Raw genomic sequence first — 24,253 nt, 5'->3', positions numbered from 1 at the left:
TTATTGCGTTAATAAACGAAGAGCTTCTGTATATTTCTCTTTAGTTTTGATAATAATTTCGTCGGGTAATTGAGGCGCCGGTGAATTATTATCCCAACGAATAGCGATCAGATAATCTCTCAAAAATTGTTTATCAAAGCTCGGCTGACTTCCTCCGGGCTTATACAAAGCTGCCGGCCAGAACCGGGATGAGTCAGGCGTAAGCAGTTCATCGATTAAAATAATTTCGCCATCTTTAATTCCGAATTCCATTTTTGTGTCGGCAATGATAATTCCCTTTTTCTCGGCAATGGATTGCGCTCTGACGTAAATCTTTAAAGCCATCTCACGTACTTTTTCAGCCGTTTCCTGACCAATCAAATGCTTTATCTTTTCAAACGAAATATTATGATCGTGACCACTTTCCGCCTTTGTTGATGGCGTAAAAATCGGTTCCGACAGCTTTTCTGATTCCATTAAGCCTTTGCCCAGAGGAATTCCACAAATCGTAGAATTTTTTTGATATTCTTTCCAGCCGGAGCCTGAAATGTAGCCGCGAACAATACATTCAACCGGAAGTGGATTGGTTTTGTGAACTAACATACTTCGCTGAGACAAAATTTGCGAATAGGGTTTACATACAGATGGATATTGTTCGACATCTGAAGTTATCAGATGATTAGGCACGATATCTTTGGTTTGGCCGAACCAATATAATGATATCTGAGTCAGAATTTCGCCTTTCTGGGGAACAGGATTCGGCATGATCACGTCAAAAGCAGAAATCCTATCGGTTGCGACAATGAGAAGTTTATCGTCAACTTCATAAACATCCCGCACCTTGCCTCGGCGAAAAAGTTTGAACTCTTTCAAGTTCGTTGTTGGAATTACCATATTTTTCTTATTGCAATTTTATCGGCCGTGACAATGTTTATATTTTTTCCCGCTGCCGCAAGGGCATGGATCGTTGCGGCCAACTTTTTGTTCAGCTTTGACCGGTGTGTGACTGGGTGCTTTCTGTTCCTGCGCCTGTTCACCTCCACCGCTGTAGCCCATTCCATCCGATGATGCATGCACGGTTTTCATGGCGCGTGCGCGCTTGATCATTTGTTGTTCCATCTCTTGAACGGGTTCTGCTCTGAAAACAAATTCAACCGCTTCGGTTGTGATCCGATCCAGCAGTTGCATGAACATGTCAAAACCTTCAGTCTTATATTCGATCAGGGGATCTTTCTGACCATAACCGCGTAAATGGATACCTTCTTTGAATTCCTCCATTTCACGCAAATGTTCCTTCCAACGTTCATCGATGGTTTTAAGAATAGCAATGCGTTCAATGCGCCGCATATTCTCAGAAGTCCATACTTGCTCACGTGTTTCATAACGTCCATCCAGAATTGAACGGAGTTTTTCACTGAATTGTTCTAACCGGATGGAATAAAAATCTTCTTTGCTTATTTGAATACCGCACGTACGAAGTAAAAATTCCTGTAACCCATCCAGATCCCAGTCTTCCGGATGTTGCTGTTTATTGGTAAATTTATCAAACAAGAGCTCGATAAATTCATCCATGATTTCCAGAAATTCAGTTTTAATGTTTTCATTCATCAGCGCACGACGGCGGCGTGAGTAAATGATTTCGCGCTGTTGATTCATTACGTTATCGTATTCCAGCAAACGTTTACGGATGCTGAAATTACGCATTTCGACTTTCTTTTGGGCGCGTTCGACCGCTTTCGTAATCCAGCGGTGTGAAATGACTTCCCCCTCTTCCGCTCCAAGCCGGTCCATAACGCGGGCAATTCTTTCCGATCCGAATAAACGCATCAAATCATCTTCGAGGGAAATAAAGAAAACTGAAGCACCCGGATCGCCCTGCCGACCGCTTCGCCCGCGTAGCTGTAGATCGATTCGCCGTGATTCATGCCGTTCTGTACCGATAATCTGCAGACCGCCTAATTCTTTAATGCCATCGCCTAATTTAATATCCGTACCACGACCGGCCATATTCGTAGCAATGGTGACGGCAAATTTTCGGCCTGCGTTAGCGACAATTTCAGCTTCGCGCTGATTTTGTTTTGCGTTGAGTACTTCGTGCTTGACGCCTTTACGGGTCAACATACGGCTGAGCGTTTCCGAAACGTCCACCGATGTAGTTCCAACGAGCGTAGGTTTACCGTCTTTACAATTTTGCGATACTAAATCAACCACAGCATTATATTTTTCGCGCTTGGTACGGTAAATCTGGTCTTCGTGATCTCCACGGACAATTTTTCGATTGGTCGGAATAACCGTGACATCCAGTTTGTATATTTCCCAGAATTCTGTCGATTCAGTCACTGCCGTACCGGTCATACCGGCCAATTTGCTGTACAATCGAAAATAATTTTGTAACGTAATTGTCGCAAGCGTTTGAGTATCGCGTTCGACTTTGACGCCTTCTTTAGCTTCAATCGCCTGATGCAAACCGTCGCTGTAACGCCGGCCGGAAAGGATACGTCCTGTAAATTCGTCAACGATTTGAACTTTTCCGTCCTGCACAACATATTCGACGTCTTTTTCATAAAGTGAATATGCCGTCAGTAATTTCTCCATACTATGGATACGATCGCTGCGTTCGGAATATAATTTTCCCAATTCGTCTTTCTTGATAACTTTTTCGTGATCACTCAAACCTGAATTCGTGTCAATCTTGATGATTTCATCGGAAAGATCCGGGATCACGAACGTTTCCGGATTCGATGGTGAAAGCGTGTTTCGACCTTTTTCAGTGAGATCGATGGAATGATTTTTTTCGTCGATAGCAAAATACAGCTCTTCGTCGATCTCATGCATTTTCTTATCGCGAAGGTATTCATTTTCGGTTCCTTGAATTAAAGCGGCAATGCCCTCTTCCTTCATGGCTTTCATCAAACGTTTGTTTTTCGGTGCTCCTCGCATTGCCATCAAGAATTTTTTTCCGGCTTCTTTTTCATCTCCGGCTTCGGCTAACTTTTCGCCGTCTGCAACCAGTTGATTCACTAATCGGGTTTGCAAATCAACTAACTTTTTGACCGCGCCGTTCATTTCCTCATATTTTTGATTGGTTGGCGCATCGACGGCGCCGCTGATGATCAAAGGAGTACGAGCTTCATCGATAAGTACGGAGTCTACTTCGTCCACAATGGCATAATAATGTCCTCGGACCTGAACAACATCATCCGGTGATGTCGCCATGTTATCGCGTAAATAATCAAAACCGAATTCGTTATTGGTTCCGTACGTAATATCGCAGCCATAAGCGACCCTGCGCTGTTGCGGATTCATATCATTCAGAATGACGCCAATAGTCAGTCCCATATACTCGTACACGCGTCCCATCCATTCTTTATCGCGAAGCGCCAGGTAATCATTGACCGTCACAAGATGTACACCGCGACCCGTAAGAGCATTCAGATAAATGGGAGCAACAGCCACCAGCGTTTTACCTTCGCCGGTTGCCATTTCTGAAATCTTACCCTGATGCAATACGATTCCGCCTATCAACTGAACGTCATACGGAACCATGTCCCAGGTGATTTGACGCCCACATACATCCCATGACTGCCCTTTCAAACGTTTCATCGCCTGTTTTACGCATGCAAATGCTTCAGGTAAAATATCGTCCAGCACAGCTCTCTCAACATCCGTTAAATGTTTTTCTGCAGCCTTAAGCGAATCAATCAGGTCTTTGGCTTTATTGGGGTCGGCGTTTGACCGAATAGTTTCACGCACTTTTTCTACTTCGGCGGCTTCTTCTACGGTATTATCTTTGATTTTCTTTTTGAACTCAGCCGTTTTTTGTTTTAACTCGTCATCGCTTAACTTTTCAAATTCGGCGTCATAACGATTTATTTCTTCAACGAGCGGCAATATCTTTTTAATATCGCGGACATGTTTGTCTCCGAAAATCGTTTTTAATAATAAATTGATCATGAAATCCGTATGCTCCTGATTATTTATCGTCCCTGGATTAAGCGTTCGGCCAGGTAATCCGGCAGTCCGTTATTTTTGATTTTATTAAAAGTTGTCGTTACATCATATTCCGCACGGACGTGTTTATAACTCCATTCGGTATCATCAAATAAGCCAAAACTAATACGATAATTTCCGTCGCGTGGCTGCCCCACACTGCCAACATTAATGATAAATTGATTTTCCTTGTTAATCTTTTTTGCCTCGGGAGAATTACTATAAATACCCGGGAAATGAGTATGTCCTACGAAACAAATGTTTTCAGTGAAGTGCATAAAGTGCTTTTGAGCCTCTTCATACGTGAAAATATAATGCCATTTTTCCGGATTCATCGGCGTAGCATGTACGAACAAAATATTATCGCGTTTGTATGTATAAGGCAAATTACTTAGATAATTTTTGCTCTCAGCGCTCAGATGTTCTGCTGTCCATAACACAGCTTGTTTTGCAAAATTGTTGAAATTGGCCGCGGCATCCGTATGTAACGCCGCATGATCATGATTGCCTAAAAGTACTACTTTGCAACGCTGACGAATCAAAGTTACACAGGCATCAGGATCGGGTCCATACCCGACCACATCCCCAAGGCAAATGATCTCATCTGCCTTCAATTCGTCAATGACTTCCAGCGCCCGTGTCAATGCTTCAAGATTAGCATGAATGTCCGAAATAACCGCAATAACCATTTTATGAATTTTACTCCTTAATCGAACCTGCAACCAATCCGGCAATTATTTGTCGCTGAAAAATCAAGAACACCAAGATCATTGGAATCGAGGCGATGGATGCGCCGGCCATGAGATGACGGATATCAATATCCTGATAACCGCTGTAAAATGCCAAGCCGACCGGTAACGTCCTCATTGTATCGGAATCAACAAACAAAAATGGAAATAAAAATTGATTCCAGTTATTTACAAAAATATAAATTCCGAGCACAGCGAGGGCCGGTTTGGCAATGGGCATGACAATTTTAAACAGGATTGACCAGTCGTTGGCGCCATCTAATTTTGCCGATTCCTCAATACTCACCGGCAAACTTTCAAAGTATTGTTTCATCAAAAATATCCCAAAAGGATTGACTAACCATGGAACAATCAAAGCCCAATAAGAATCTAGCCATCCCCACGCATGCATCATCACATACATCGGAACCATTACAATTTGCGCCGGGATGATCAGCGTCAATAGCACGCTGGCAAAAATCAGGTTTTTATAAGGAAATTTTTGCCGTGCAAAAAAATAACCTGTCAATGAACAGAAAAGCAAATTGCCGCACGTGACACACAATGCGACTAAAACGCTGTTAAAAAAATATCGCCCAAAAAGGCCAGAATTCCACACATCAACGTAACTTTGAAAAGACCATCCTTGAGTGTAGCCTTTCAACGATTGTCCGAGCATCCAGATCAATGGAAATAAAGAAGCGCCAACCGTTAGCGTCAACGCTGCAATACGAAATATTTTACCTGCCTTTGTCACGTTATTATTCTGAAACTCTGAAACGATACGGTTCAAATTCATTTGTTATTTGGATAAACCGAATGTCTGTGAATCCTTGCTTTTCCAGTTCACGGATAACATTATCGGCGCATGCATCGTCAACATTAAGGATGGTCATGGCTTTGCCTCCCGCTCCTTTTCTCCCAAGCGACATTTGGGCTATATTAATTCCATGATTTCCAAGAATGGTGCCAAGTCGTCCGATCATACCCGGTTTATCTTCATTAGATAAAACCAACATCGCGCCATCGAGGTGTGCATCAAAAATGTAGCCATTGATACCTACAATACGAGGATCATTCTTTCCGTATAATGTTCCCCATAAAAACTGGGACCGGTCATTAGTCACTATCTCAAGCGTTATCAAATGAGTAAAATCCTGATGCTCCGTACTACGTGTTTCTGAAATATCAATGCCCTGTTTTCTGGCAATCGCCGGTGCATTGACAATATTGACTTGCTCGATCATCGTTTTGAAAAGTCCGGCAATCAGTGTTTGCGTCAGCAGATTCGTTGGATGATGCAATACATCGCCAAAATAATGAACGTTGATCTTGCTTATCGGACTGTTGATCCATTGCGAAGCAAAATGTCCCATACGGCTGGTTAACCGGAGATACGCGGCGCTTTTGGAAAATACATCCTGATCGATCGGCATCAAATTGACCGCGCCGGTAATGGTTTTGCCGTTAAGAGCGCTGATTAATTGTTCGGCAATTTGAATAGCGACTTTCTCCTGTGCTTCTTCAGTCGAAGCCCCAAGATGCGGCGTTGTAATGACATTAGGCAATTTAAACAGCGGATGATCGCCGGGCGGCTCAGCGGCAAAAACGTCCAAAGCTGCTCCTGAAACTTTACCGGATGTCAAGGCTTCCTGTAAAGCCGTCTCGTCTATAATTCCTCCCCGCGCACAATTAACGATTTTAACGCCGTCTTTGCACTGCTTTAAAGTATCGTGATTGATCAGATTTTCAGTAGCTTTATTCAACGGCGTGTGAATAGTAATGTAGTCTGACGAAGCAAAGAGTTCATTTAAAGAAACTAAACGAATTCCAATTCTCTCGGCTTCTTCATTTGAAAAAATCGGATCGTAACCGATCACATTCATACCAAATGACTTCATGCGGATCGCCACTTCGCGCCCTACTTTGCCGACGCCCAGCACGCCCAGCGTTTTTTCAAATAATTCAGTTCCGGTAAATTTTGATTTTTTCCATTCGCCTTTTTTCACGCTTTGATCGGCTTGCGGAATATTCCGCGACAACGCCATGATCATTGCGATCGTGTGTTCGGCTGTTGAAATAGTATTGCCGCCGGGTGTGTTCATTACGACAATTCCGCGCTGAGTAGCGGCTTCGACGTCGATATTATCGACGCCGGCACCGGCACGGCCGATGATTTTAAGAGACGTTCCGGCTTCGATAAGTTTAGCGGTCACTTTGGTTGAACTCCGAACGACCCATGCTGAATATTGCGGAACAATGGCCAATAATTGTTCTTGAGTTAATCCGGTTTTGTAATCAACCTCAAAGTTTGTTTGAAGTTTTTCGACGCAAGCCGAAGACATTTCGTCGCTGATTAAAATTTTCATGTTCAATAGTACAGTTATAAATGAAATCGCTCCGGAAAATCGGTTCGTTTAACCGGAGCGAAGATACTAAACGGCTTTAATTTATGCAATCAGGAATTGGATTCGTTAATCAGTTCCCGTTCGAATTTACCATTATCGCTGACCGGTTTTTCGCCTAAAATTTCCTCGATTGCTTTTTTATCGAGAACTTCTTTGGCCAGCAATTGTTTAGCCAACTCTTCGAGCTTATTGCGTTTTTCGTTCAAAAGATCTTTGGTTTTTTGATAGGCTTCATCGATAATGCGTTTAACTTCCGCATCAATAAGCCGCGCGGTGTCTTCGCTGTATGATTTCATATTGACACCGCCAAGGAAATTTTGTTGGCTATTATCCGTAAAAGACACGTTGCCGAGTTTTTCACTCATGCCGTACGTGGTAACCATACGCGTGGCGATTTCTGTCACTCGTTCAAGATCATTGGAAGCTCCGGTGGATATCTGATTAAATACGATGTCTTCTGCCGCCCGTCCACCGAGCAAACTGCACAAACGTTCAATCAATTCATCGCGCGACAATAAATAGCGATCTTCTAATGGCGTTTGTAACGTATACCCTAAAGCCCCGATTCCGCGAGGCACAATCGATACTTTGTGAACAGGGTCGGCATTTTTCAGATAGTGCCCGACTATCGCATGGCCTGCTTCGTGATAAGCAACAATATTACGTTCACGCGGGCTAATGATCTTATTTTTCTTTTCCAAGCCGCCGATGACGCGTTCGATGGCTTCCTGGAAATCTGTCATGGCAATACGTTCTTTATCTTTTCGTGATGCGAGTAACGAGGCTTCATTGCATACGTTAGCAATTTCGGCACCGGCAAAACCGGGCGTCTGTGCGGCCAAAGCTTTCAAATCAATGTCGTCAGCGAGCGGCATGCCTTTGGTATGAACTTTAAAAATCTCAACGCGTGCATTCAAATCCGGGCGATCCAAGACGATTTGGCGGTCAAAACGTCCGGGACGTAATAATGCAGCATCAAGAACATCCGGACGATTGGTCGCGCCCATAATAATAACACCTTTGTCCGAATTGAATCCATCCATTTCAACCAATAATTGATTGAGCGTATTTTCGCGTTCATCATGCCCGCCCATTACGAAACCTTTGGCACGGCTGCGTCCGATGGCGTCAATTTCGTCGATAAAAATGATACACGGCGCTTTGGATTTAGCTTCACCGAAAAGATCACGCACACGCGCCGCACCCACACCGACGAACATTTCAACAAAATCCGAACCGCTTAGATTGAAAAAAGGCACATTAGCTTCGCCGGCTACAGCCTTAGCCAATAAAGTCTTGCCGGTTCCCGGAGGCCCGACTAATAAAACGCCTTTAGGCAATTTTGCACCAAGCTTGGTATATTTTTTAGGGCTTTTAAGAAAATCGACAATTTCGCGCACTTCTTCGATCACTTCATCGACTCCGGCCACATCCTGAAATGTCACGCGGCTTCGCGGATCGGCAGCGTAAATCTTTGCTTTACTTTTTCCAATGTTCATCACGTTAGCGCCGCCGCTCATTCGGCGAAATATGAATCCCCACAACATAAAAAGCAGCAGCAACGGAAAAATCCAATAGATTAGAATGTTCTCCAGCCAATTACTGTCAATCACTCCTTTATAATTAACGCCGGCTTTTTGCAGATCTTCAACCAATTTGTCATCTGAAAGCGTGGTAACGATAAATGGTTTTCGAAGATCTTTCTTGAAAGCTTCAAAAATATTACCGCTGCGAATGCGCTCAACTATATCGGTCGTTTCATCGGTCTGTTGATCCTGAACTGCGGCAAGGCTGTCAGGCAATTTGAATTTGCCGTAAATTTTTTCATTGGTAATCTGAACTTCATCGATTTGGCCAGCGCTTAAATAATCGCGAAATTCTTTATAAGTGATTTCTAAGTCCGGATGCGATGAAAATAAAATCGGGTTGAGCAATACGAAAAGAAGCAAAATACCCAGAATAATCGGAATTTGTAATTTCTGTTTGTCCATATTTTCCTTTCAGGAAAATGTTAGGCGTGAATCAATTTTTTCTTTTTAGCTTACTTTTGGCGCCATTATTCCGCGCTGTTCCGTTTTTAGAATTTTTCGAATGAAGGTTCAGAGCATGTTCCATGACTTGAGTCACTTCGTTGACAAATAAAAATTTCATTTCTTTGCGGATCTGTTTGGGCACTTCGTCGACGTCTTTCTCATTTTTATCCGGTAAAATAACCGTTTTGATTCCAGCCCGGTGTGCGGCCAAAACTTTTTCTTTAACGCCTCCTATCGGCAGTACTGCACCTCGTAAAGTCACCTCGCCGGTCATCGCTATATCTTTACGGACAATAGTGTCTGTCAACAGCGATAAAATCGCTGTGAACATAGTAATACCGGCTGACGGTCCGTCTTTTGGAATTCCTCCGGCCGGAACGTGAATATGAATGTCAATTTTATCGAAGTCGTCGGGAATTCCCAGTTCATCGGCTTGCGAGCGAATCTGGCTTAACGCGGCTACAGCAGATTCTTTCATAACGTCACCGAGTTGTCCGGTGAGTGTAAGGCTACCCTTTCCTTTCATTTTGGTCGCTTCAATAAAAAGGATATCGCCGCCGGCGGCTGTCCATGCCAAGCCGGTAACCACACCGGGCTTTTTGATTCGTTCGGCTGCTTCAGAATAAAATTTTATTTTTCCGAGGTAGTGATCAACACTCTTCTTATCCACCGTTTTTTTAGTCAACTTGCCTTCAGCCACTTCTCTTGCAACGGCACGGCAAATGGCCGCTATTTCACGTTCAAGATTACGCAAGCCTGCTTCACGTGTATATTGATGAATAATCATCTTGATCGCATCGGCATTAAATCTAACCTGATTTCCTTTCAATCCGTGTTCAGCAATTTGTTTCGGAATAATAAATTTATTCACGATATGCATTTTCTCTTCTTCAGTATACCCCGGAATCTCTATCAATTCCATGCGATCGCGCAAAGCCGGTAAGATTGGATCGGCGAGATTCGCTGTTGCAATGAACAGTACTTTTGAAAGATCGACCGGAACATCCAAATAGTGATCACTGAAAGAATTATTTTGTTCGGGATCCAATACTTCCAGTAAAGCACTGGACGGATCGCCGCGAAAATCCATACCGACTTTGTCAATTTCATCCAACATAAAAACAGGATTGATCGTTCCGGCCCGGCGTAAACCCTGCACAACCCGGCCAGGTAAAGCTCCGATGTACGTCCGGCGATGCCCACGAATTTCCGCTTCATCGCGAATGCCTCCAAGCGACATCCGGACGAATTTCCTTCCCAAGGCATTGGCAATCGATCGGCCTAATGACGTTTTACCTACTCCCGGAGGTCCTACGAAACAAAGAATTGGACCACGCATGTCATTTTTAAGTTTGCGAACAGCTAGATATTCCAAAATGCGATTTTTGACTTTTTCCAGACCGTAGTGATCCGCCTCCAAACGCTTATGGGCGTCATTAATCTGAAGATTGTCTTCCGTAGCAGTCGTCCATGGCAACTCAATCAGCCAATCAATGTATGTTCGCGATACAGTATATTCTGCCGCCATCGGTGACATTCTGGAAAGCCGTTCTACTTCTTTCTTAGCGACTTCCATAGCTTCTTTTGGCATTTTCGCTTTTTCAATCTTTTCACGGAGTTCCTGAATTTCCGGATTGCTCGACTCTGTCTCGCCAAGTTCGCGTTGAATTGCTTTCAATTGTTCGCGAAGATAATATTCTCTTTGAGTTTTACTGATCTCATCCTGAACATCAGATTGAATTTTATTACCCAGTTCCAGCGTTTGGAGAACACGATTCAAAACGACATGGGCTTTTTCCAAACGTTCTTTGACATTAAGGGTTTGCAACAATTCCTGCTTTTCGGATGTTGAAATATTCAACGATGCGATCGCGACATCGGCCACGCGCGCCGGTTGTTGAATATTGAGAATCATGGACGTCTGTTCGGCCGTTATATAGGGCGCCAAAGAAGCCATCTTTTGGAAAATATTTTTGATATTCAGTACCAACGCGTCTACTTCAATATCACTTGCTTCTACGGGAATTTCGTGAAGCTCTTCAATTTGAGCAATCCAATACGGATCATCTTGCAAAAATTCGGTCAGTTTGACGCGTTGAACACCCTGAACAATTACACTTTTACTGCCGTCAGGCATGTCGAAGACTCGCATGATCGTCGCGGCAACGCCGTATTCATACATGTCTTTAGGAGATGGATTTTCGACGCCGCTGTCAATCTGCGCGACGACACCCACCAGCCGGTTTGCATCGGAATGTTCTGAAACAAGCTTCAACGTCTTATCCCGACCAATGGATAAAGGCATAATTTGTTGCGGGAAAAGCACGGTATTACGCAACGGTATGATTGGCAGCGATGTAGGCAGTTGATTCTTTTTTTTCTTTTCTTTGGTCGAAATTTGCTCGTCCAGATTTTTAGTCATCATTCATTCCTTTGTAGATTCACTGCATCATGTATAGAAGAAGAGCACCAACCCCGGCATCGGGATTGATGCTCTTAAGTTGCTTTCAAATTATTAATTAGACTTATCGCACGTTTACGGTTAGTTAGGTACGCTGAAGGCAATAAATAACGAACCGCCGCGTCGATTGATCAGGAATAGCGCCGTATCGCCTTTGCCGATTTCGCTGATCGCATCATTAAAATCTTTTATGCTTGTAATATCTTTACGACCGATACGTTTGACAACATCGCCTTCGCGCAATCCGCCGCGATAAGCGGGACCATTTTGGTCTACTTGTGTAATAATCACGCCTTTTTCATTCGGATTGACGCCGTATTTATTAGCAATATCTGCATTCAATCCTGAGGCGTTTATTCCAAGCCTCACTGAACTGTTCTTCGCAGGCACGTCTTCTTCTTTGATAGTCGGAACTTCTCCCGGCGCTTCGGCCAGTGTTAATTTAACGTTCATTTCCTTACCATCGCGGAAAACGGTTAGTTCGACGTCAGAGCCCGGTCTTTTTTGAGATACCGTTTTACGTAATGCTGTCGCATCGTCGATGACTTTGCCGTCCACTTTCAAAATAACATCGCCCGTTTTTAAGTTTGCACGGTCGGCAGGACTGTCTTTGACAATCTGGTTGATGACAGCGCCTTTGGCATCTTTGAGATTCAGAGCTTTGGCGACGCTTTCATCGATATCTTGAATACCGACGCCAACGTAACCTCTCGAAACTTTTCCGTTTTTGACAATTTGTTCCAAAATATTTTTGGCGGTATTGGCCGGGATAGCAAAACCGATTCCTTCATAACCGCCACTGCGGGATAAGATAGCTGTATTAATTCCCAACAACTCACCGCTCATATTGACCAAAGCGCCACCGCTATTACCGGGATTGATCGCGGCATCTGTCTGGAGAAAATCTACGTCCGTATCCAAACCCACCGACGAACGAGACATACCGCTGATAATACCGGCTGTTACAGTCTGACTTAACGACTTACTAAACGGATTACCTACAGCAATCGCCCATTGTCCGACTTTGACATTGTCGGAATTGGCCATTTTGATTGCAGGCAAACCTTTTTCATCGATTTTCACAACCGCAATATCGGTTCTTGGATCGCGGCCGATCAGTTTTCCTTGATAAGATTTTCCACCAGACAAGGTGACGGTAATTTTATCCGCTTCGGCAATAACGTGATTATTAGTCAGAACGTATCCGTCTTCACTCACAATTACGCCGGAGCCCAAGCCCTGCAATTTCTGCTCTTGTTGTTGTTGTCCGCCGCGGGGAGATCCAAAAAAGCGTTTAAAAAGATCATCACCGCCAAAAAAATCACCAAAAGGATCTTCATTGCCAAACGGCGAGTAATTGACTTTCACGGTCTTTTCAGTTTCTACGGTTACGACGCTTGGCGTCACATATTCAGCGACCGTTGAAAAACCTTCTCCAAAATCTTTCATCGCCGCCATTTTTTCTTCTAATTGCGTACGTCGTTCTGAATCAGCGCTGGCACGGCCGCTGTGAATCATATTGAAATTCGCCGTCAATAAGATGCCGGCAATCACGCCAATCAGAATTAAAATAACACTGACCAATACGCGGGATGATTTTGCTGCTAACATTGACAACCTCCAAAATTTTCTGACAAATTTAGTTGTTTGTCATTATTTTACGAAATCGATTTTAAAATGTTTTTTGTTAACCCAATGTCAAATTTTTTTTACATTCTTTACAAATAAAACTACCACTTCATTTCCGATGCTTTCGCAAATTCTTCCAGTAACTCTCTTTGCTTCTTCGTCAAATTTTTAGGAACTGCAACAGAAACCATAACATACATGTCGCCCGTACCTTTAGGAGAGCGAACGCCTATCCCCGGCAATTTCAACATCGTTCCGCTTTGCGTTCCGGGAGGAATCTTAACATCAATTTTTGTATCGTAGACCGTTCGAATGCGCATGGTACTTCCCAAAACAAGCTGAGCATAATTTGCCGGGATTTCGCAATAAACATCCAGCCCTTTACGCGTAAAAAAATTGTCAGGTTGAACCCGAACTGTTATGACGATAGCTCCGTCAGCATGATAAGCCGGATTTTTTATACGAACATTTTCTCCGTCAGCAACACCTTCGGGTAATCGTACGCGCAATGGCTGACGGGTTCCGTTGGCCAAAGTAAAGTCAACATCTCCCCCGTGAATCGATTTCTCAAACGGAATAGTAAGCTCGACATGCATATCGCGGGATGAAGTTCGTGATTCAGCTTTGGGGGAGCTTCCAAAAAACATCTCATCCAATAAGTCTGCAAAACTTTCACGGGGCTTCGAACCGCCCATATTAAAATTTTTCATAAATTCTTTAAGATCGAAGTCTGTGAAATCCGTTTGATAATTGTCATACTGATGGCCTTTTCGCGAGCTATATCGACGCATTGCGTCGTATTGTTTCCGTTTTGCCGGATCACTCAACACATTGTAGGCTTCAGACATTTCTTTGAATTTATCTTCAGCCGTTTTATTACCGGGATTTTTATCCGGATGAAATTTTTTTGCCAGCTTCTTGTACGCCGTTTTGATTTCCTCTTCACTCGCTGATTCCGTCACACCCAATATGTTGTAATAATCCTTATTCATCGTATTTTACCAATTGAGTCATCGGAAATGACAAAAAAATTTTCAATGTGATCGGGAATCAGTGTTTCTCCATTGTTGAACGTTAATAAATGTTCTTCAACTTTACTCAAGACACCGTCGATATGATGATTATTTTTCAAAACAATCCTGATCTTCTTTCCAATCAAACTTTTTAAAACTTCTGTTCGGGACATACTTAACTTTTGTTTAATAAGCCAACAGACCCTGTTCAGCCGCAAACTCTTTCAAGCGCGACACGCGTTGCTCTGTCGTCGGATGCGTACGGAATAAACTCATGAGACCGCCGCCGGTTAATGGACTAATAATAAACATGTGCGCTGTTGCCTGATTTGATTCCATCGGCAAACGATGGTTGGCGTTTTCAAGTTTGATCAGCGCATTGGCCAAAGACATTGGCTGTCCGCTTATTTCCGCACCCACGCGATCCGCAAGAAATTCACGCGAACGTGACACAGCAAGTTGAATTATTGTCGCAAGAATCGGCGCTAAAATTGCCAGAAACAATGTTGAAATAAAGCTGCCGCCTCGTTCGTCGTCATCCGAACTTCTCCCGAATCCGCCGAAGATTGCCGCCCACTGTGCCATCTGAGCGATATATGCAATGGCACCGGCTATCGTCGCTACGACTGTGCTGATCAGGATGTCGCGATTCTTAATGTGCGCCAATTCATGCCCGATGACACCGGCTAATTCATCTTCGCTCAAACGATTGACGATACCTTGCGTCACCGCTACGACGCCGTTTTCCGGATTACGCCCTGTCGCAAAGGCGTTGGGGGTGTCAGACGGAATGATGTATACACGCGGCATCGGTAATTGTGCATTCTGTGCGAGCCGCTGAACTATATTGAATAATCGCGGCGCATCGTTATACGTGATTTCCTGAGCGCCGTACATTTTAAGAACAATTTTATCGCTGAACCAATAACTTACAAAATTCATCACTCCGGCAATCACCAAAGCGATGAGAGCGCCGCTCTGTCCGCCAACCATGCTGCCGATCAGCATCAATAACAGTGTCAAGAGCGTCAAAAAGAACATAGTTTTGAATGTGTTCAAAAACATCGAATAACCTTTTTGTTAAATGAGCACCCGAGTGTTACTCAGGTTTTTTTTTCGAGTCTTTCTTCCCGTTGTTGTTATTTTTGTAATCGGTGATGTAGAATCCGCTTCCTTTAAACATCAAGCCGCCGCCCGATCCAATAATTCGTGAGGCTTTTTCGCCACACGTCGGGCAATTTGCCACGGGCTCTGAGTTGATGCTTTGGAATTCCTCAAATTCGTGCCCTTTCGGACATTTATAGTCGTACGTCGGCATCGCATCACCTCTTATTTTTTATCTTTGTCATCAACGACTTCATAATCAGCTTCTTCGACTTTTTGTCCCTGTTGAGTATTGGTTTCATTCCCGCCTGTAGCCTGTTCTTGCTGCGCGCCGGCACCGGCTTGATACATTTTCGCAGAAACATCGTTCCATACCTTCGATAACGATTCCGTTGCTGCCTTGATGGTATCAGTATTGTCCGTAGCGATCGCATCTTTCAATTTCTGAACTTCACCTTCCAATTTGCTCTTGGAATCGGCATCAACTTTATCGCCGAATTCTTTGATATTTTTCTCGGTCTGATAAGCAAGATTTTCCGCCTGATTCTTGACATCAATTTTTTCACGACGTTTACGGTCTTCTTCCGCGTGTTCTTTCGCCTGATTAACCATCCGTTCAATTTCGTCATTGTTGAGACCTGAAGACGATTCGATCCGGATACTCTGTTCTTTTCCGGTTGCCTTGTCTTTGGCCAACACGTGTAAAATACCGTTGGCATCAATATCAAACGTCACTTCAATTTGCGGTACGCCACGCGGAGCCGGAGGAATGCCGATCAATTCAAATCGTCCGATTTCGCGATTATCGGCAAACATTTGCCGTTCACCTTGTCCGACACGAATCGTAACGGCCGTTTGACTATCCGCCGCTGTCGAGAAAATTTCACTCTTTTTTGTCGGAATGGTTGTGTTACGCGGAATCATCGTTGTAAATACGCCGCCCAAAGTTTCGATACCTAATGACAACGGTGTTACATCTAATAAGAGAACGTCCTTGACTTCTCCTGCTAAAACCGCACCTTGAATGGCTGCGCCAACTGCAACTACTTCATCCGGATTGACACCTTTATGCGGCTCTTTGCCAAAAAGTTTTTGTACCAATTCCTGGATCTTCGGAGTACGAGTAGAACCCCCGACTAAAATCACTTCATCGATTTCAGAATATTTTAATCCGGCATCCTTCATTGCTTGTTCAACCGGCCCTATCGTTCGCTGAATAAGATCGTCGCAAATTTGTTCGAATTTCGCACGCGTCAGTGTCAGATCGAGATGCTTCGGAATGCTGTCTACGGCAGTAATATACGGCAAATTAATTTGCGTTTGCATGGAACTGGACAATTCGATTTTAGCCTTTTCAGCGGCATCCTTCAAACGTTGAAGTGCCATGGGATCTTTGCGAAGATCAATGCTTTCAGCTGAACGGAATTCGTCGGCCATCCAGTTGATAACACGTTCGTCGAAATCATCGCCTCCCAAGTGCGTATCACCGTTCGTCGATAATACTTCAAACACTCCGTCGCCGATTTCAAGAATCGAAATATCAAAAGTACCGCCGCCCAAGTCATACACGGCAATTTTTTCATTTGATTTTTTATCGAGACCATATGCCAGCGCAGCTGCCGTAGGCTCATTGAGAATACGCAACACATTAAGCCCGGCAATTTTGCCGGCATCTTTTGTTGCTTGGCGCTGTGCATCGTTAAAATAAGCAGGAACGGTAATTACGGCATCTGTAACTTTTTGTCCCAAATAATCTTCAGCAGTTTGTTTCATTTTTTGAAGAACCATCGCTGAAATTTCCGGCGGTGAAAACACTTGATCCGTAATCTTTACCCGCGCGACATTATTATCGCCGGAAATTACTTCGTACGGGACTTTTTTACGTTCTTCCGTTACTTCATCAAATCGCCGTCCCATAAAACGCTTGATCGAAAAAATTGTATTTTTCGGGTTGGTGATCGATTGACGCTTAGCGGGATTTCCGATAACGCGTTCACCGGCTTTTGTAAAAGCCACGATGGACGGCGTCGTACGTCCGCCTTCAGAATTTGCAATTACGACCGGTTGACCTCCCTCCATAATCGCCACGCATGAATTGGTCGTTCCCAAGTCAATTCCGATTACTTTTCCTTTTGCCATGTTGTTTCCTCCTTAATAAGAGCACCGTATTACATACGGCATATTTTTATATTAAATTACTTAAAATTGATTTTGTATTTGCACTCCATCACACGACCCAATTTAGCAAATGACATACCGATATAAAACATTAAGTCACAATTGTTTTTATTTAGTTTAAAATTTGCAAAACTTTGAAGCAATGCAAAATTGTCATAAAATAAATTTTAATACGGACAAAATGTCTTGAATTGATTATTTTGGCAGTGAAGTAAATCTGCTTGCTTATTTTCAAATTTTATATAGATTACCGATACCGAAAAAATTCACTATAATTCACCATGATAAACTTATTCAAATTTTTCTGCTTAATTCTATTTTCAAGCCACACGTTTGGACAAATTCAGTATAACTTACATCCCACCACTTCATTAAATAATAAAGCGTTTGTTTTTTTTAACGGAACGATTGATAGTGCGTACTCATTCCCCGGTAATTTGGCAAACGGTAATGAAAACCTTGAGCAACGCGTAATCGATGTGATCAATGCGGCTCACCAAAGTATTGACCTGACTTCTTACGAATTAAACAGTTTGAATATAGTTGTAGCTTTGTGCAGAGCCCATGAACGTGGCGTACGAGTGCGAATCATATTTGATGATGAAGCTGCTCCAAAAAATAATTCCGAATTGTGGAAAACGGCGCGGCAATTATTAGAGAAACGATATAAAATTCCAATCATGAGCGATGCCGGTTGGCCGTGGGTACAATCCAAAGCCAACTATTACAAAGGACACCGTGCTCAAATGCATCATAAATTCCTCATCGCCGATTATCTTTCACCCGATTCGACAGATGATGTCGTTATTACAGGTTCTTATAATTTCACTATTACCGGCCTCGTAAGCATGCAAAATATGATTCAAGTTCAAAGCCGGGCCTTGGCGAAAATTTATACTGAAGAATTTGAGATCATGTGGGGCGGTTCATCATCGGTACCGGATACCAGTGCTGCCAGATTTCATCAATACAAAAACAAAGTTTCCAGTAATCGAATTACGCTCAATGGCACTATGATCGATGCGTATTTTACACCGATGAATTTGAAAGCAGGAAAAACCAGTTTTCTCGATTTATTGGCTGATCTGGTTACCAAAGAAACGCAACATGACATTAAAATTTGTGCATTTTCATTTAGTACGGGAATTGAAATCGATGAGGCGATCAAAGAAAAATTTGATAAGAAAGGCCTTGATCTTAAGGCCGTGTTTGAGCCGTCGTTGGGCAAGCAGTATTGGAGCTTGTATTCTGCAATGACACAAAACGAGAAATCAAAAAAACCATGGGAAAAAAAGGCCGAGGCCTATCTGGCCGTCGAAGACCGTCATTTACATCATAAATATATATTGATCGACGCTGAGAATCCCGATACCAATGATATTCCGATCGTCATTACGGGATCGTTAAATTTTAGCAAGAATGCCAATGAAGTTAACGATGATAATTTTCTTATTATAAGAGATCGGAAGATTGTGAATCAATATCTGCAGGAGTTCTATGCAAGGTTCATCCGCGCCAAAGATAGTTCAAAATCTATTAAAGCATCAGATGAGATGGATGACGGTAATATTGAAGATTAATATGATTTGAGAATGATTTGCTTATGAAACACTTCCTCGAATAGCCCTTTTTTCATATTTACCGCCCACATTTCCAATTCCAAATTAACCCCCGATCGTACTATCAAAATTACCCTTCTTGGCTCAATTTTACATTTAACGGAAGCAACAACGCCATTGTGAGTTCTGTCCAGCCCATCGGCTATGCGGAGCAGGCCTGAAAGTTTTCTCACAAGCAATTGATCTTTTGGAGCAAGCGCTGCAAACCCCTCATGTTTGGTTTTCGGATGGCTTTTTCGGTGATAACGCGCGATGTTCGCTATGATCTCTTTTTCGTGATCAGTAAAACCTGAAAGCTCAGAATTGCGAATCAGGTAATACGAGTGTCGATGGTGCTGTGCGTGCGATACGAAAAAACCTATCTCGTGCAAAATGGTCGCATACTCCAGGAATTCTCGTTCTCGTTCTCCCAGTTTATGGAGAGATTTTAATTGATCGAATAGTGACAAAGCAATGCGTACGGTATGTTCAGCATGTTTGGCGTCATTGTGAAAAAGCTCCGATAAACGTTGAACACTTTTATAACGAATATTTGCTAAATGATGTGCATGATCACCTTGATAAATTCGATTTTGTAAATAATCATAAATGATGCCTTCTCTCAGTGCAAACTCGGACACTGTAAGGCGCTTAATTCGCAGAGCCTTAAACGATTCTTCTAACACCATCGCACCGGCAACGATCACGTCGGCTCTTTTCGGATCAAGCCCTCGAATTTTTAATCGATCTTTAGGTGTTTTTGCCTTCAGGATCATTTTTACAATTTCTGACAATTCATCACGTGTAAACGAAAAATTGTTTAATTGCGTGTTCAAAATTTCACCACGCAAGCCTTTAATCATATTGGCAACATTTTGTATAGTTCCAGAACTTCCAATGGCAAAATCATATTTGTATGCGCGCATTTCACGGCTCAATGATGATAGAAATCCACGTATGTGTTCCCGGCAAGTTTCAATATCTTTTTCACGTAAACTATCGCGCTTAAAAAAACGCTCAGTCAGCCGGATATGTCCTAATTTCAGACTGTTCGACAACACTGCTTCTCCGCGTTTGCCAATAAGATATTCCACGCTCCCGCCGCCAATATCGATCATCAAAATTTGGTTATCGAATACCGGTAATGCCTGCAAAATTCCAAGATAGATCAACCGTGCTTCTTCGACGCCCGATACGATTTCGACATCGATTCCGGTGGCATCGTGAATGCGTTTGACGAATTCCGCCTGGTTCAGCGCTTCCCTCACCGCACTTGTAGCCACAGCCCGAATTGGCGCATTGAAAGACTGCGCAATCCCGGCATAACGCTTCAATGCCGCAACGCCACGCTGCATGGCTTCAGGTGAAATTAATTTCATATCTTTGCCGCCATGACCAAGCCGGACATTTTCTTTTGCCCGGTCAATAATCTTGAATTTGCCGTCAGCCAAAATTTCTACAACCACTAAATGAAAAGAATTTGTTCCAATATCGATGGCGGCCAAGTAGGTATTATTTTTTTTCCGATGTGTTATTAAACGGCTGGCCAAATTCATTACTTACCTATCAGTTTTAATTGTTTCGGAGTCAGAAACCATTTTATTTCACCCATCGGGCTGGGTTGGAGATGCGAAATTTCAATTTTACATAAGCTTCCTTTTTTGAATGGAAGACGCAATTTAAGATTACCGATGAAAAATCCAGCCAGATATCCCATTTCAGGTTCGTGTCCAACCAAAAGGATTTCATCCTCAAAATTAAACTGTTTCAAATCATCAAGTAAATGACTACGTGAAGCCGGAATGCCCAATGCTTTGCATTCCTGAAGCTTTCCTCTGCAATCAAGAATTTCAGTCACGACTTCTGCTGTTTGTTTGGCTCGAATCAACGGACTTGCCAAAATTTTCGTAAACTGAATTCCAAGATTTTTCATTCCTTTTGCCTCAAGGCGCATTTCTTTATTGCCTTCTTCAGTAAGGGGTCTTTCAAAATCTGATTTGATTCCTGGTCCGATGTCTGCAGCAATTCCATGCCGTAACAGGTAAATATTCATGACAATCCGTTCTCAATATTATTCTGAAGTTCTTCCTTGAATCCGATAGAATATTGGCTCCAAAATTTTATAAAATTATTGTAAGCGTGAACACGTTCATTCATACGAAGGACCGACAGCTTGATGAGGCCGGGAATGACATCTTGCACTTTGATTTGCTTGTATGAATCGATCAATATTTTTGTTTCATCAATTGTTTCAACTGTTTGGATCAACGACAGCCATGTATTCAAATGAGATTTAGAAAATTTCTTTATCGCTGACCGCAACGCTTCAATCATAACATCTCCGTCATGAATAGAACCTAATTGATCCTGCAAAAGCTTACACGTATCAATAAAAGGACGGAGCTTTTTATCAAAACAATTATCGAATACTTCCAAAACATAGCGCAGATGTTTGACTGCTATTCTCATCTCGTGCAATGCACTGATCTCTAGCGGACGCCTGCATACAACATCAAATTCATACACAGCCATTATCTTTGATCCGATTACCTGTCGTGAAAGTGCGCGTAAATCAGGTAATTCCGGCGCCGTCATGATCGACAGCTTAATAGTTTCGTTAAAAACATTTTCAATGAGATCAATATTTGCATTGGAAAATTGATCAGTAATTTTGAGTCCCTCTTGCCGACGTTTTGTGCGGTAACTTTCTAAAAAATACTGGACTCCTTTTTGTTCACGGATACTGATTTTAGGAAGATACGCTGCAATATGTTCAATTGTAACATCCAGATCGCGTGCTATACCGCACAGACGTGCAAATTTTTTAAACTGATCAAAAGGCACCGACGAATGTTTGTTAAGATAAGGAGAAAAGATGGTTATTGCCGCACGCAATCTTCGGGTTGCTACTCTGAAATCATGAACAGCGCTTAAAGTCTGACGGCGCTTGATACGTTCAAACTGCAATTTCCATTGTTGAAACCGAGTCGTCAAAATTGCGCTAGCACCTGCATCTACTGGCATTGTTGCAGTGATATGGCTTATTTTCCAGGTTAATCCCGTTATCAGGCTCCAAATTTTTTCAGTTTACCGGCATTGGCCAGGGCCATTTCCATAATATAGTATGAAGGAAAATTACTGAGTTGGCCTTTGGTGCATTCTAATTCATTAAAAGCGCCGGCATCATCGATTCCACACACTTTTGAATGCAATAAGAATGGCACCGGATGCCAACTATGGCTTTTCATCGGAGGAGGCGTTGAATGGTCGCCGGTTATCATTATGACATCGGGTTTGAGATCAAGAACCATCGGAATAAAGCGATCGACCTCTTCCATAATTTTGATTTTACCTTCCGGATTTCCGTCTTCTCCGTACGAATCCGTCTTTTTAACATGCAAAAAGAAAAAATCGTATTGGGACCAATGAGTTTTTAACGTTTCAAATTCGTCTTTGATTTCCATTCCAGTAGTCAAAACATCCATCCCCACTACGCTAGCTACACCGCGATACAATGGATAGCTTGCAATACATGCAGCAGTTAGATCGTATCGTTCTTTCATGCTGGGCACGTGCGGCAGTACTGAAAATCCCCGCATCAAAACAGCATTGGCTTTAGGCTCACTTTTTAAAACTTGACCGGCCAGAGCAATAAATTTATCCGCAATTTGTGCCATGCGCTTCGATGATTCGGAACGCGGATTGGCGTGAAGCGATTTGACACCTGTAACTTGCGGGTCCGTATCATCGATATATCCGTCGAGATTTTTTCCTCGAAAAACGACAACAAAACGGTATTGCTCGCCCGCTTTAATAATGACTTCAACATCATCTATTTTTTGGATATTTTTTTTTAAGAGTTCACAGAGGCGAACACATTCTTCGGTTGGAATCCTTCCGGCGCGCCTATCCGTTAGAAGTCCGTTCCCATCTATCGTAGCAAAATTACACCGTGTTGCAACATCGCCGGCTTGCAGTTTCATATCTAAACCGAGCGCTTCCAGCACACCACGACCAATTTGGATATTATTATCGGTCGGATTATAACCAAATAATGAAAAATGCGCAGGCCCGCTCCCAGGCGTAATACCATATGAAACCGGCATAATACGTCCGCAAACGGATTCTTTGGCCAGTTGATTCATATTTGGAATATTAGCTGATTCTAATTCGGTTTTGCGATGTTCTTTCGTCCGAATACCGCCAAGACCATCCATAACTATCAGGATAATTTTTGAATCAGTTTTTTGGATCAAACTTTTGATGAGTTCATTGTGTGTCATAAAAATTCCCCAGAATTAATGGATCAAGCTGGAAAATATACTTTTTAAAATATTCTAAATCAAGCGGACAGAAGCATGCGGAGAAAAAGGAAGGAATCAAGCAAATGAAAATAAGGAAACTATTTCAAGCGGCCTTTGAGCACAACAACTTCATGTTTCATTTCCCTGAAAATATAGGAACTTTTTGCTTCGGCTAGCGGTAAATATTTTTTTTCGGTTTCACGGATATAGCGGCGGATACGAGTTTTATTATGTGAAAAACGCAATGATCTTAAATTATCCAGGCGATCACATACTTTAATGAGTTTAACCTCATCATCGGATTTGACGATCGTTTCATAATAAACTTTTTTATGGTTTTCAAGAGACGGATCTTTGCTCAATGTTTTAACCATCTGAGCAATGCGATCGTTGAAATTATTTTTTAATTCGCGCAGAGTAATATCACAATCTTCAATAACATCATGGAGTAATGCCGCACAGATCATATCACCTTTCATCACGGCGACTTCATCCATTAAAATATTAGCTACACGGATCGGATGGCTGATATAGGGCACACCTTCGTCACGTAATTGCCCATTATGAGCTAATTTGGCAAAGTCAAATGCCTTGAGAATGAGAAATTTTTCTCGTTTGGATAATTTGTACCGTGCAACGTACTCGTCAAATTTTTTTTCGAGGTAATCAAGATCGGCAAATTTATCAAAAAGATCCGCGTCTCGACGCGACGTCATAACGACCGTCGTTTTACCGCCGGATTTACTTTTTTTGGACTCCACGATGGCTGATGCCTTTAAAATATTTTTTAACGTTCAGTTAGGGCCAGAACGTCAAAAGATGCGCCGT

At 42.7% G+C, this 24,253-nt stretch carries 19 protein-coding genes; 1 reads left to right on the top strand and 18 read right to left on the bottom strand.

Features of this window, described 5'->3' with window-relative positions; genetic code table 11:
* The 13 genes from K1X84_01415 to dnaK form a co-directional block, all read right to left on the bottom strand.
* Positions 1–873 (bottom strand): phosphoribosylaminoimidazolesuccinocarboxamide synthase, encoded by an 873-nt coding sequence (locus K1X84_01415; GenBank protein MBX7150269.1) that lies wholly within the window; start codon positions 871–873, stop codon positions 1–3.
* Positions 874–891: 18 nt separating this feature from the next.
* A complete protein-coding gene (secA, locus tag K1X84_01410; protein ID MBX7150268.1) occupies positions 892–3,933 on the bottom strand; it encodes a preprotein translocase subunit SecA in 3,042 nt (1,013 codons plus the stop codon).
* A 23-nt stretch (positions 3,934–3,956) separates the two neighbouring features.
* Positions 3,957–4,658, bottom strand: coding sequence for a metallophosphatase family protein (locus K1X84_01405; protein MBX7150267.1), 702 nt, complete (start codon positions 4,656–4,658; stop codon positions 3,957–3,959).
* A gap of 10 nt (positions 4,659–4,668) precedes the next feature.
* Entirely contained in the window at positions 4,669–5,454 is a 786-nt protein-coding gene (locus tag K1X84_01400) for a carbohydrate ABC transporter permease (GenBank protein ID MBX7150266.1), read from the bottom strand.
* 4 nt (positions 5,455–5,458) lie between these two features.
* The gene (gene serA / locus K1X84_01395) at positions 5,459–7,066 is read right to left on the bottom strand and encodes a phosphoglycerate dehydrogenase (GenBank protein ID MBX7150265.1); all 1,608 of its coding nucleotides are present in this window, start codon (positions 7,064–7,066) and stop codon (positions 5,459–5,461) included.
* A gap of 89 nt (positions 7,067–7,155) precedes the next feature.
* Positions 7,156–9,096, bottom strand: a complete 1,941-nt coding sequence (ftsH, locus tag K1X84_01390; GenBank protein ID MBX7150264.1) for an ATP-dependent zinc metalloprotease FtsH — start codon at positions 9,094–9,096, stop codon at positions 7,156–7,158.
* 31 nt (positions 9,097–9,127) lie between these two features.
* Positions 9,128–11,560, bottom strand: a complete 2,433-nt coding sequence (gene lon, locus K1X84_01385) for an endopeptidase La (GenBank protein ID MBX7150263.1) — start codon at positions 11,558–11,560, stop codon at positions 9,128–9,130.
* Between the two features lie 120 nt (positions 11,561–11,680).
* Complete coding sequence (locus K1X84_01380) at positions 11,681–13,210, bottom strand: DegQ family serine endoprotease (protein MBX7150262.1); 1,530 nt, start codon at positions 13,208–13,210, stop codon at positions 11,681–11,683.
* Positions 13,211–13,329: 119 nt separating this feature from the next.
* On the bottom strand, positions 13,330–14,220 hold the full coding sequence (locus tag K1X84_01375) for a J domain-containing protein (protein MBX7150261.1): 891 nt from the start codon (positions 14,218–14,220) through the stop codon (positions 13,330–13,332).
* The gene (locus tag K1X84_01370) at positions 14,217–14,414 is read right to left on the bottom strand and encodes a hypothetical protein (protein MBX7150260.1); all 198 of its coding nucleotides are present in this window, start codon (positions 14,412–14,414) and stop codon (positions 14,217–14,219) included. The genes K1X84_01375 and K1X84_01370 overlap by 4 nt, the downstream gene beginning before the upstream one ends.
* Before the next feature lie 13 nt (positions 14,415–14,427).
* Positions 14,428–15,306: a zinc metalloprotease HtpX gene (htpX, locus tag K1X84_01365; protein ID MBX7150259.1), complete on the bottom strand. Its 879-nt coding sequence runs from the start codon at positions 15,304–15,306 to the stop codon at positions 14,428–14,430.
* Between the two features lie 34 nt (positions 15,307–15,340).
* On the bottom strand, positions 15,341–15,559 hold the full coding sequence (locus K1X84_01360) for a zinc ribbon domain-containing protein (protein MBX7150258.1): 219 nt from the start codon (positions 15,557–15,559) through the stop codon (positions 15,341–15,343).
* Positions 15,560–15,570: 11 nt separating this feature from the next.
* Positions 15,571–17,484, bottom strand: a complete 1,914-nt coding sequence (gene dnaK, locus K1X84_01355; GenBank protein MBX7150257.1) for a molecular chaperone DnaK — start codon at positions 17,482–17,484, stop codon at positions 15,571–15,573.
* Between the two features lie 476 nt (positions 17,485–17,960).
* On the opposite strand from dnaK, the gene K1X84_01350 reads away from it, so the two are divergent.
* Entirely contained in the window at positions 17,961–19,103 is a 1,143-nt protein-coding gene (locus tag K1X84_01350) for an FAM83 family protein (protein ID MBX7150256.1), read from the top strand.
* Here the strand turns inward: K1X84_01350 and K1X84_01345 are convergent.
* The 5 genes from K1X84_01345 to K1X84_01325 all read right to left on the bottom strand — a co-directional run bounded on the left by K1X84_01345 (position 19,100) and on the right by K1X84_01325 (position 24,186).
* Entirely contained in the window at positions 19,100–20,677 is a 1,578-nt protein-coding gene (locus K1X84_01345; GenBank protein MBX7150255.1) for a Ppx/GppA family phosphatase, read from the bottom strand. The genes K1X84_01350 and K1X84_01345 overlap by 4 nt on opposite strands.
* Complete coding sequence (gene sixA, locus K1X84_01340) at positions 20,677–21,174, bottom strand: phosphohistidine phosphatase SixA (protein ID MBX7150254.1); 498 nt, start codon at positions 21,172–21,174, stop codon at positions 20,677–20,679. The genes K1X84_01345 and sixA overlap by 1 nt, the downstream gene beginning before the upstream one ends.
* A complete protein-coding gene (locus tag K1X84_01335; protein ID MBX7150253.1) occupies positions 21,171–22,115 on the bottom strand; it encodes a CHAD domain-containing protein in 945 nt (314 codons plus the stop codon). The genes sixA and K1X84_01335 overlap by 4 nt, the downstream gene beginning before the upstream one ends.
* Before the next feature lie 71 nt (positions 22,116–22,186).
* Positions 22,187–23,404, bottom strand: coding sequence for a 2,3-bisphosphoglycerate-independent phosphoglycerate mutase (locus tag K1X84_01330; protein ID MBX7150252.1), 1,218 nt, complete (start codon positions 23,402–23,404; stop codon positions 22,187–22,189).
* A gap of 119 nt (positions 23,405–23,523) precedes the next feature.
* Positions 23,524–24,186 carry an HD domain-containing protein gene (locus K1X84_01325; protein ID MBX7150251.1) on the bottom strand — a complete coding sequence of 221 codons (663 nt, stop codon included), beginning with the start codon at positions 24,184–24,186 and terminating at the stop codon, positions 23,524–23,526.
* Between the last annotated feature and the right edge of the window lie 67 nt (positions 24,187–24,253).

This window comes from bacterium (genome assembly GCA_019695335.1).
Taxonomy (GTDB): Bacteria; CLD3; CLD3; order SB21; family SB21; genus JABWBZ01.
This window is presented reverse-complemented; position numbering and strand designations above follow the sequence as displayed.

What these genes read in the sequence shown, in the direction of transcription:
- K1X84_01415 (MBX7150269.1), bottom strand. Translation starts at nt 873, where the DNA reads ATGGTAATTCCAACAACGAACTTGAAAGAGTTCAAACTTTTTCGCCGA.
- secA (MBX7150268.1), bottom strand. Translation starts at nt 3,933, where the DNA reads ATGATCAATTTATTATTAAAAACGATTTTCGGAGACAAACATGTCCGC.
- K1X84_01405 (MBX7150267.1), bottom strand. Translation starts at nt 4,658, where the DNA reads ATGGTTATTGCGGTTATTTCGGACATTCATGCTAATCTTGAAGCATTG.
- serA (MBX7150265.1), bottom strand. Translation starts at nt 7,066, where the DNA reads ATGAAAATTTTAATCAGCGACGAAATGTCTTCGGCTTGCGTCGAAAAA.
- ftsH (MBX7150264.1), bottom strand. Translation starts at nt 9,096, where the DNA reads ATGGACAAACAGAAATTACAAATTCCGATTATTCTGGGTATTTTGCTT.
- lon (MBX7150263.1), bottom strand. Translation starts at nt 11,560, where the DNA reads ATGACTAAAAATCTGGACGAGCAAATTTCGACCAAAGAAAAGAAAAAA.
- K1X84_01380 (MBX7150262.1), bottom strand. Translation starts at nt 13,210, where the DNA reads ATGTTAGCAGCAAAATCATCCCGCGTATTGGTCAGTGTTATTTTAATT.
- K1X84_01375 (MBX7150261.1), bottom strand. Translation starts at nt 14,220, where the DNA reads ATGAATAAGGATTATTACAACATATTGGGTGTGACGGAATCAGCGAGT.
- K1X84_01370 (MBX7150260.1), bottom strand. Translation starts at nt 14,414, where the DNA reads ATGTCCCGAACAGAAGTTTTAAAAAGTTTGATTGGAAAGAAGATCAGG.
- htpX (MBX7150259.1), bottom strand. Translation starts at nt 15,306, where the DNA reads ATGTTTTTGAACACATTCAAAACTATGTTCTTTTTGACGCTCTTGACA.
- K1X84_01360 (MBX7150258.1), bottom strand. Translation starts at nt 15,559, where the DNA reads ATGCCGACGTACGACTATAAATGTCCGAAAGGGCACGAATTTGAGGAA.
- dnaK (MBX7150257.1), bottom strand. Translation starts at nt 17,484, where the DNA reads ATGGCAAAAGGAAAAGTAATCGGAATTGACTTGGGAACGACCAATTCA.
- K1X84_01345 (MBX7150255.1), bottom strand. Translation starts at nt 20,677, where the DNA reads ATGAATTTGGCCAGCCGTTTAATAACACATCGGAAAAAAAATAATACC.
- sixA (MBX7150254.1), bottom strand. Translation starts at nt 21,174, where the DNA reads ATGAATATTTACCTGTTACGGCATGGAATTGCTGCAGACATCGGACCA.
- K1X84_01330 (MBX7150252.1), bottom strand. Translation starts at nt 23,404, where the DNA reads ATGACACACAATGAACTCATCAAAAGTTTGATCCAAAAAACTGATTCA.